We start from the raw sequence: 10833 nt of genomic DNA, 5'->3' as shown, positions 1-10833 counted from the left end.
CACACCGCCAAGATAGATCTTCTCTATCCGCTCATCGTTAGCAACGGTGATCTTTCTGACACGGTTACCACTACCATCATAAACATAATATTCGGCATCATCCGGGGAGCCAGTTCTTTCAATAATTGTTGCTTTGGATATGTTGTTGCGGTAGTTCCAGGAGATATCGGCTATGTGCTCGAGCTCGGTACAATTGCCGTTTGGGTCGAAATAGGAGGAGATTGGCCCGGTCATTGTAGCAGGAACTGCTCTGTTTGAGCCGGAATCGACGGTTATGTTGCGGGTGAAACTGCGCGTACTGTGAGAGGCTGTATGCTGGATTCGAGTGAGGTTGTTGCCCTTATCGAGTGTAAGCTCTGGTGTAATTTGCAAGGGCGTTATTTTAAACAGAGAGCTTTGCCAAAACAGTAGCTTAACGTATTTTATATGTTATAGGTTAATATCAATCCAGTTTAATAAAATAGAAGGCTGGTTTTCCTAATTTTACTTTAGAATCCCAATGATTGTATTCACCAATATATTCAGTGGTGATGATAGTTATTGTGTCATTAGAAAGTTGAAACTTAAAAATAAAATCATCATTATCTTCCGTGTAGAAGCCATACCTGCTACTATCCCCTCCAAATGGAATCATTTCTAGAACATCAAAATCATAAAAATGGTTAGCGGGCCCGTCATAATCGCTCCAAATTATCATTCTCTTAAATTCTGTCCAACCATTTACAAAACCATCTTTATCTATAGTTATCGTATCAACGATTACCCGAAAAGAACTGTCTAAAACCCTGTATTGTCCTTTTAAAAAAGATGATACAAGTAACCTCGTTATATCGGAAAGAAAATGATCTCCTTTTCCTGTAGGAATTCTTTTAAGATAATGATGCTTATCTTTTCTGCCCAGCCTCATCAAAGTATCATCATGGCAGACAAAATATGATATAGTGTCCTGTAGAAAAGCATCATCAAAATAGGCTTTTTCACTACCAGGAATTTTCTTGTATCGAAACAACAACGTACTATCATCAAGTAGTTTATAGTATCTGATAAAACTCACATCTGTTTGACGATATTGATAATCATATATTCCAACAACGGTATCTTTAGCATAATATTTTTCAATGTAGCTGAGATAATAAGGATATTTTTTTACTCCCAAGTATGGTGATTTTTTGTTTTTTAAACATGAGATGTAATTTGTGTCCAACCATACACCGCTAAATTTATTAATAAATTTATCAAGTTTTATTCTCTCATTCAAAAAACTACCAGTTTCCTCCTTTGCAAAAACAGATACAGCTATTATTAACAGAATTATTTTGTAACTCATTTTCTTTTCCCTTATTTATGTTTATACACCTTAAAGCACTATTATTGTTGAGATCGTTGAGGTACAAGAGGAGTTTTAAGAAAATTTACAATAGTTTCCCATAAACCACGTTCAGCCAATTCTTGGTTATCATGCATTGAAGTTTGCTCAGATACTTGCTCACACTCAGAATCTACATTAGCAACAGTATCCTCTTTTATCGACGGTGGTGTCCAAAACCCATAAAAACCTTCTGATCCACCCCATCTATCACGGTGTACGTTATCTTTAAATTTTTGTGGATCACTGTCATAGGCAACTGACCCGATTACAGCTCCTCTACTAAGACCCATGTGTGCAAAATAAACCCTATCATCCTTAACTTCGGTCACTAGAGTCACATGACTTTGCCACATCATTATATCACCTACTTTGGGATCATTGAGGCGATATGGGGATGTCAGATCAGAAGTATTTTCGATCTCTTTTATTTCCCCCTGCATACCTCCACCTTCACCCGAACCAGTGTGGGTATTCTGAAACAAATCTCCTAAACCAGATTTTTCTAACACTTCTGTAATAAAAGATGAACAATCTGCAAAATCTTCCAAATCTCTTTTAGGTTGGCTATATTTTACACCTCTCTTTTGATAACTTTTAACTAATTCCTTTGCTACTTCTGCTCTTAACAGCTTATCTTCATAATTAGACCCAGCCGTAAACTCATTACTCTCCATCCCATCAGAATCCACCAACCCCACCGGATTCCCCCGCACATACTCATACAAATTCCACCCATCCACCGGCCCCGCCGGATCCGCACTCAACCACCTCCCGATCCAGGGACAATAATACCTTGCTCCATAATAATACAACCCGGTGGCATCATCCCGCTCTTTCCCGGTGTAGCGGTATTCTTTGAGCTTGACTTCTTTTTCGCTATTTCCTGCGACAAAGGAGGTTCCACCATAAGGGAAATACTCTTCATAGGAGATGAGTTCGGCTGCCTCGTTTAACTCAAGTGAGGCAGACCCAAGATGGTTACCATACTGGTACCGGATCTTGTTCTGGCCAAGATCATCTGGACTATCGATTTCACGTAAATGGTCGTCTTTAGTCCAATGGTTAACAATAGCAATCCGTGAGGAATCATCCATAACATGATGATCAAACCGTTCCAATGTCAAAGAGCTACCGCTACGGATGCGCTTAATTTCAACACCGCCTAGATAGAGCTTTTCCTCTATCATTACATGCCCGTGCTCAAGGGTCTCTTTTATCTTCCTGACCCTGTCACCACCGCTGTTATAAACATAATATTCGGCATCATCTGGAGAGCCAGTTCTTTTAATAATCGTCGCTTTTGAGATGTTGTTGCGGTAGTTCCAGGTGATTTCGGCAATGTGCTCCAGTTCGGTACAGTTGCCGTTTAAATCAAAATAGGATGAAACAGGCCCAGTCATTGTAGCCGGAACAGCTCTGTTTGAGCCGAAATCGACGGTTATGTTGCGGGTAAAACTGCGGGTGCTATCTGATGCAGAGTGCTGGATTTGAGTGAGATTGTTACCCTTATCATAACTATAAGTTCTGGTGTAGTTTGCAAGGGCGTTGGCATCGTTGATGTTTGCCAGATGCTGATTAAACCACTCATCCCCGTGCTGTGGAGTGGTTTGATTCAAGCCGTTGTGCTCACGTCCGGTGGCACGAGTTAGGCGGTAGAGCGCATCATATTCATAAGTGCACTTAGGCTCTACTACCTGATTGTTGGTGAATACCGAATCAAAGGAGTTATCCTCAATCTCTGTAACATTCCCCACAGGATCATATTCATATTCGATATCCTGAAGCAGCTCACTATCACTGGCCCTTGTTGTTTTAAGCGCAGTTAAACGAAAGGTTTTATCATCATACTCATATTCAGTGAAAGTCCCGTTGCCGTAATCGATCCTTTGACGCTGTCCCTTAGCGTTGTAGCAGATACCGGTTACAAAATCGGTAAATTCAGTTTCATTTTTAAGCTGCACCCTCACCTTATTGAGCGTACCGGATTGATGAAATTCCGCAACGGTAATACTTTCGTCAGGCTTTTCATGCTCTATAACATGACCAAGCGCGTCATAGTTGTTATTTGTGGTAAACGTCTCAGATTCCAGAAGTGAGTCAGGATCTGCAACATCCCAGTTTACCTCTGCATCATAAGCACCGGTTGTAAGCGCACGGAGACGGTAAACGCTTTGTGGCACTTCACCTTTAAAGGTATATGCAGGAACGGTTGTGCAGCCCGCTTCATCATAGGATTTATACATCTGCCCACGAAGGTTTTTGTCCTGCGGATCAGTTTGCGATTCACCGTAGATAATTTTCTGCACCAGATTATCCAGACCATTACCTACAACCCTCTTTTCAGTAGGCCTGTGAAGAGTATCGTAGTTTATAGTTACAACATGCCCTTTAGCATCAAAACTTTTAACCGGATTCTCCATCACATCGATGAAAACCCTGTCATCCCCGGCATCGATATTCTGCGTCCTTAAGGGATGTTCCGCCATATCATAGGTATAAGTAAATGCAACATTGCCCCGCGGATCGGTTACAGTCAGAGGATTTCCGGTGATATCGAAGGTAGTTACTGTCTCATAAATCTGATCCGTTGTAGCTGTATCCTTATTTTCCAGATACTGCCTTACCCTAAACTCTCTGCCCAGTGTGTCGAGTATTGCCACCTGCGGAGTATTAAAATGATCATGCCCTGCCTTATTATCGTTCTGGTCGTGGCTTTCCACTTCCCAGGGAGTAAATTCAACACGAGTAAAATGACCATCAGGCAGCTCGGTTTTCACTACACGCATCAGCGGGTCGTAATGAATGATCGGAGTAACACCAAATTCAGCAAAGAACTGCTCAGGTTCATATTCGTGCGTTGCGCTGTAGAAAGGCTCATACTGCTTTACCGGTTCCTGCTTATTATTGTAAACGACACGCCCCGATACAAGCCAGCGGTCTTCAACCTCCTCCTCTTCATACTCATCATTGTCCTGGCGCACCCAGGCAAGCCCACTCTCAACCTTAATCTTACTCTGAAGCTCACGCTCAAAACCATCACTGTAACCCAGACTTATCTGTATCCTCGATGTTTCACCCCCAGCCAGATCACTGACATGTGTCTCACGGGCAAGAGCGATAAACTGCGGTGGTTCAGCGCGATCTGTCCAGGCATGAAGATCATAGAAGAAAAAGGTGGTGGCTTCCTGAAGATAATCTTCAGGATTGGAGACAATAAATTCGATGGAGGGATCTGCGACTTCATTATACTCATCAAGAGGAGCATCCCCTTTATCGATACCACTTTCAGTCCCGTACACTGATGTTGCGATCACCATCCCTAATGGATCTGTAAGCGCTTCACTCATGTTTTCATTGGGATCGGTGAGATGCCAGGGATGAAGCGTACGATAGTCAATAGATGCAGAGGTTTCATTTCCCAAAGCATCGGTGATAGCTATCTGAGCCAGGTTGTACGTGTCATACTCTATATCAAAAAAGCCACCGAGCGGGTCTTCCATGCGCACTGGGAGATAGAAATCACCACTCTGATATATCTGCACCATACCAGGGTTCCACCAGTAGTTATCATTTAAGTAATAACCGGCAGAAGTGATATCACTATTGTTTATCCCACTGTCAAATACCTGTCCGATAAGCTCCGGCGTAAACACCGCGTTCTCTTCATGATGAAGCAGTGCCTTTTCAGATATTTGGCCAAGCGGTGAAACATCATCCTGATCCTCATTCCAGAAGTAATGCCTCGACCAGGAGATAAGACGGCTCTGATGCTCTGCCCCGGAATCAAACTCACCATGGTAAGGCACAATATTCTCATCTTTCAATGCATCATCCAGAAAATCCCGCACATAATCAAATGTCATCCTTTCACCGGCAGTGACAGAAAGATCCCCGCCAATCTCGAAACTCTTTGCCTCGTAAGGAACACCGACAAGATCGACCACCATTCTCGATTAGCAAACCCCTACCTCAACTAGTGACAAAATCGGTGAAATCAGTTTCTTTTTTGTGCTGAACTTAAAATTAACGCTTATTCGTGTTTACATTATCATCTGTTTTGTTAACAATATTAATTGGTCGTTTTTTGTTTTCATAATCCCAAATTATCTGGTCATTATTTTGATATGTTAATGTTAAAACACCATTACTCTCAATGGTTTTTAATCTAACATTATCATTATACATGTAATTGACTATCTCGATAAACTCATCAACTAAATAACTATCAGCACCACCTTTTGACATAGTTTCATTTTCAAAATCAAACCCTATATACAATAATGATTCAGCATCTTTTTTCTCAGAACTGCGTAAAAAAATCCAAGTACCCATATTTGACCAAGATGCATATACGGGACTATTTATTTCCCTTTTTTTTGTGATACCACTCTCGTTGCACTCTGGTTTTTTACAAGAATTTGCAATAACAATAATAAGTAAGAATATTAGTATTTTTTTCATTACTGCCTTTAATTGCACTTTTATTAGTTGATTTATCGTGTATAAAACTTCATTTCTTCACCATGCTCCGGTACTAACCACAGTTTTTCACTCGGTGGAATAATTCTGTTTATATCTTTTTCCCTATCTGGTTTTCTTTTTAGCTTACCCAATTCTGGATCATCAGTAAATATTGCATAATGGGTATATCCACCAGTTTTTACACCAGTTTCTTTCGCGATAAATTGCGCAATAGAATACTCACCAGCAGTAGCAGCGTTACAGCCAAACAGATATATTTCTGCACCATCTCTGAACTTTATACCCTCCCAACTAGTGTATGGTCTTATCCATCTTTCCTCTATTTCTGTACTTCCGTAAAAAACTGATAACGCGGTAGGTGAAGAATGCCCAAAGTAGGCAATTCGATCAATTCCATCTTCTCCAAATTTTTCTTTTATTTCCGACATTATCTCTTCTACACTTCCAAAATCTTTTGCATATATTATTTCAACATTGTCTAAGAATTCTGTATTTTCATTGATCCAAGTTTCTGCTGTGATTTCAAATAACCTGCCAGAAGGTCCAGGCAATCCGACCAATGCGATAACGTTTTTTCCATCTTCATATATTTTGCCCGTTGAATCAATAAGCAGAGGACCAGAGTATCTATTTGGAAATAATCCATCTGTGTCGATCATAGTTATAGGATTATCACTACAGAATTTATAGAGATTAATATTTAGTTCATTGCAGCCTATTTTGAAGCAAATTGGATGAAACCATTCAATGGTTTCATCCTCAGCCTCATTCTCAACATACATCCCACTCTCTACTTGCTGCACATGGGGGTAATATATTCTCACAATAGGATCCGCACTCAACCACCTCCCAATCCAGGGCGCATAATACCTTGCTCCATAATAATACAACCCAGTGGCATCATCTCGTTCTTTCCCGGTGTAGCGATATTCCTTGAGCTTGACTTCTTTTTCGCTATTCCCTACTACAAAAGAAGTTCCTCCATAGGGAAAGTACTCCTCATAGGAGATCAACTGACCTTCACTATCAAGCTCAAGTGATGCAGACCCAAGATGGTTACCATACTGGTACCGGACCTTGTTCTGATTCAGATCGTCTGAACTATCGACCTCACGAAGAAGATCGGCTTTAATCCAATGGTTAACAATAGCAATCCGTGAGGTATCATCCATCACATGATGATCAAACCGTTCCAATGTCAAAGAACTTTCGGTGCGGATGCGCTTGATCTCCACACCGCCTAAATAGAGCTTTTCCTCTATTACTACGTGCCCGTGCTCGAGAGTCTCTTTTAACTTCCTGACCCTGTCACCGCCGCTATTATAAACATAATATTCGGCATCATCAGTGGAACCAGTTCTTTCTATAATTGTAGCTTTGGAGATGTTATCACGATAATTCCAGTCGATACCTGCCAGATGCTCAAGAGCGGTCATATTACCGTTCAGGTCAAAAAATGGAGCAACATCACTTCCCATGGAGTCTGGGATTGCACGATTTGAACCAGATGCCACAACCAGGTTGCGGGTAAAACTCCTTGTGGAATTTTTTGTTTCATGCTTTATCTGAGTAAGGTTTCCAGATTTGTCATAGGTGTAGTTTCTTCTGTATTTCGCTAACTGGTGGCTATCATTAAGGTTTGCTAAAATGCTTTGCTTGAATTTATCGTGATTGGATAGTATTGGATTGTTTAACCCCAGATGCTCACGCCCCACAGCTTCGGTGAGGCGATAGAGTGCATCATAAACAAAATCATTATCAGGGTCAACAATTTCCCCATCATGGAATATGCGCCCGTGTGTGTTATCTTCAATATGGGTGATATTTCCTACCGGGTCGTAGGTATAGCTGATATCCTGAAGATCTGTGTTATCCGAAGTTCGTACTGTTTTTAACCCAATTAATCGAAAAGTTTCAGGCTCGTAGGTGTAGTGTGTCTCTGTAGAATTCCCATACTCTATCTTTTCACGCTGCCCCTTTGCATTGTAACTGATAGAATCCACAAACCGCGTAAAATCAGATTCACCTCTTAACTTAACCTCTACCCCGTTAAGGGTACCACTAAGGTGATACTCTGGTTTTGTAACACTTTCATCAGGAGCATATTGTTCGGTTACATGTCCAAGCGCATCATAAAAAAGTTCAGTGATAAAAGTTTCGCTCTCAAGAAGCACATCCCACTCTTCACCTTCAGCCCAGTTTGCCTCAAGCTTGTATTCTGTACGAATTTTCTGCTCTGATCTTTTGGGTTCGCCTTTAAAAGAGTAGGAAGGAATCGTGACCAGACCAGCCTGATCGTAATGTTGATACATTTGCCCACGGAGATTGTGCGTTGCAGCATCAGCCACACTCTCTCCGTAGATCACTCTCTCGGTAATATTATCCAGACCATTTCCGGACACAGAAGAGAGCACCGGGCGATGAAGCTCATCGTACACGACAGTGACTTTATGCCCGCGGGAATCAAAAGACAACACCGGATTCTCCATCACATCTATAAAAATCCTGTCATCCCCGGCATCGATATTCTGCGTCCTTAAGGGATGTCCCGCCATATCATAGGTATAAGTAAAGGCCACATTACCACGCGGGTCGGTTATAGTGAGAGGATTTCCAGTGATATCAAAGGTAGTTACTGTTTCATAAATCTGATCCCCTGTAGCAGTATTCTTATCTTCCAGATACTGCTTTACCCTAAACTCTCTGCCCAATGTGTCGAGTATGGCCACCTGCGGAGTATTGAAATGATCATGCCCGGTTTCATTATCATTCTGATCGTAGGATTCCACTTCCCATGGAGTAAATTCGACACTAGTAGAATGACCATCCGGAAGATCGGTTTTCACCACCCGCATCAGCGGGTCGTAATGAATGATCGGAGTAACACCAAGCTCAGCAAAGAACTGCTCTGGCTCATATTCATGAGTTGCGCTGTAGAAAGGCTCATACTGCTTTACCGGTTCCTGCTTATTATTGTAAACGGTACGCCCCGATACAAGCCAGCGGTCTTCAACCTCCTCCTCTTCATACTCATCATTGTCCTGACGCACCCAGGCAAGCCCTCGCTCAACCTTGATCTTGCTCTGAAGCTCTCGCTCAAAACCATCACTGTAACCCAGACTTATCTGTATCCTCGATGTTTCACCCCCAGCCAGATCACTGATATGTGTTTCACGGGCAAGCGCAATAAACTGCGGTGGTTCAGCGCGATCAGTCCAGGCATGAAGATCATAGAAGAAAAAGGTGGTAGCATCCTGAAGATAATCTTCGGGATTGGAGACGATCGCCTCGATTGAAGCGTCGGTGAGTTCATCGTATTCATCAAGAGGAGCATCCCCTTTATCGATACCATTTTCAGTCCCGTATATAGATGTTGCGATCACCATTCCCAGAGGATCGGTAAGCGCTTCACTCATATTTTCGTTGGGATCGGTGAGATGCCAGGGGTGAAGTGTGCGATAGTCAATAGATGCAGAGGTTTCATTCCCCATTGCATCGGTGATAGCTATCTGAGCCAGGTTGTATGTGTCATACTCTATATCAAAAGAGCCACCAAGCGGGTCTTCCATGCGCACTGGGAGATAGAAATCACCACTCTGATAAAACTGTACAGCTCCGCGGTTCCAGTAGTAATGTTCATTTAAGTAGTAACCAGCAGAAGTGATATCAGTATCGCTTATTCCACTATCAAACACCTGACTGATAAGCTCTGGTGTAAATACCGCGTTCTCTTCATGATGCGGAAGAACTGGTGACACGATCTCCCCCAATCCACCTGCACCGCTCTGATCCTCGTTCCAGAAGTAATGCCGCGACCAGGAGATAAGACGGCTTTGATGTGATGCGCCGGGTACAAACTCACCATGATAGGGAATTGTGTTGGCATCACTTATCGCAAGCTCCAAAAACTCCTGCACATCTTCGAATGTCACCCTTTCACCGGCAGTAACAGGAAGATTCCCGCCAATCTCATAGCCTTTTGACTCGTAAGGAACCCCGATAAGATATAAATCATCTGTCTCGTTTATAAACTCTGTAGCCTGTGCTGTCATGTAGGGTTTAAGCTGCTCACCATGCACACCACTTCCCGAACGCCTGGGATACACAAGATCAGCAACCTTTTTTACATTACCAAATGCATCAACCTCCAGCACAAACTCATGCCCTATGCGGGGATCATCTGCGTTCTGCTCATAGTGAAAAGTGATCGTTTCATGTGCATTGGTAAAAAACACCCCATGCCGGTTGTTTCCCTTAGGCTGAACCTTATGCACTGCAAAGTTAGTCTCTGTAACCTGATAGGGAACATCGGAAGCTTCATCACCCGCTTCATACACCTCAGTGCGTAACACCGAGCCGCGCAGTGCACGTATAGCCTCAAGCATCTCATCTGTTTCAAGTTCAGGCAACACCGTATCGGGGAGATGAAATGCATCACCATCCCCCTTCCAATACTCCTGCTCATATACTTTCGATATTTTGGAGTCGTGTTTGTGCGCTCCGTTATGAAACCAGGTCTTTGTATGGATCGGAGCAACATAGGTATCGATACCATCACAATCTTCACACTCTTCAAAACTTTCAGTGTCCCATTGCTCCACCATCCCAAAGCCGCGAAACTCCCGCTCATGACCATCATAATACCCGTGATGATACGCATATTTATTGACAAGTCTGTTTTTCCCGATATGGTCAATCGTCTCCACCCGCTCAACCACATGCACCGGAAAGTGAAGTTTTGTCACCCAGGGGTTACCTGCAAGCTTATCCTGCAGATAGAACTTTGTTGATGGAGCATAGGTGATTATTGTCTCAGCGCCCATGTTGTTGACCACCCGTGTCAACAGATGAGGTTTCCCGTTTTTCATCAGGTGAATATAGCGCAGTGATGAAGTTTTACCGGGAAGCGGTGATGCCCACACAAGACAGGCCGTCCCATCTCCAAGGAGATCTACGGTGCTGATAAACGCGGCTGAATCGAT

The 10833-nt window shown here is 42.7% G+C and carries 5 protein-coding genes; all 5 read right to left on the bottom strand.

Annotated elements, in window-relative coordinates:
• On the bottom strand, window positions 1-372 hold a 372-nt coding region (locus tag QA601_18375), incomplete at its 3' end, for a hypothetical protein (protein ID MDG5817070.1).
• A 70-nt stretch (window positions 373-442) separates the two neighbouring features.
• Window positions 443-1327 (bottom strand): hypothetical protein, encoded by an 885-nt coding sequence (locus tag QA601_18370; protein ID MDG5817069.1) that lies wholly within the window; start codon window positions 1325-1327, stop codon window positions 443-445.
• A 41-nt stretch (window positions 1328-1368) separates the two neighbouring features.
• Window positions 1369-5316, bottom strand: a complete 3948-nt coding sequence (locus QA601_18365) for an RHS repeat-associated core domain-containing protein (GenBank protein MDG5817068.1) — start codon at window positions 5314-5316, stop codon at window positions 1369-1371.
• A gap of 76 nt (window positions 5317-5392) precedes the next feature.
• A complete protein-coding gene (locus tag QA601_18360) occupies window positions 5393-5830 on the bottom strand; it encodes a hypothetical protein (GenBank protein ID MDG5817067.1) in 438 nt (145 codons plus the stop codon).
• 32 nt (window positions 5831-5862) lie between these two features.
• Window positions 5863-10833, bottom strand: a 4971-nt coding sequence (locus QA601_18355; protein ID MDG5817066.1) for a toxin TcdB middle/N-terminal domain-containing protein, incomplete at its 5' end; no start/stop codon positions are given.

The organism is Chitinispirillales bacterium ANBcel5, assembly GCA_029688955.1.
Taxonomy (GTDB): domain Bacteria; phylum Fibrobacterota; class Chitinivibrionia; order Chitinivibrionales; family Chitinispirillaceae; genus Cellulosispirillum; species Cellulosispirillum alkaliphilum.
This window is presented reverse-complemented; position numbering and strand designations above follow the sequence as displayed.

What these genes read in the sequence shown, in the direction of transcription:
- QA601_18360 (MDG5817067.1), bottom strand. Translation starts at nt 5,830, where the DNA reads ATGAAAAAAATACTAATATTCTTACTTATTATTGTTATTGCAAATTCT.
- QA601_18365 (MDG5817068.1), bottom strand. Translation starts at nt 5,316, where the DNA reads ATGGTGGTCGATCTTGTCGGTGTTCCTTACGAGGCAAAGAGTTTCGAG.
- QA601_18370 (MDG5817069.1), bottom strand. Translation starts at nt 1,327, where the DNA reads ATGAGTTACAAAATAATTCTGTTAATAATAGCTGTATCTGTTTTTGCA.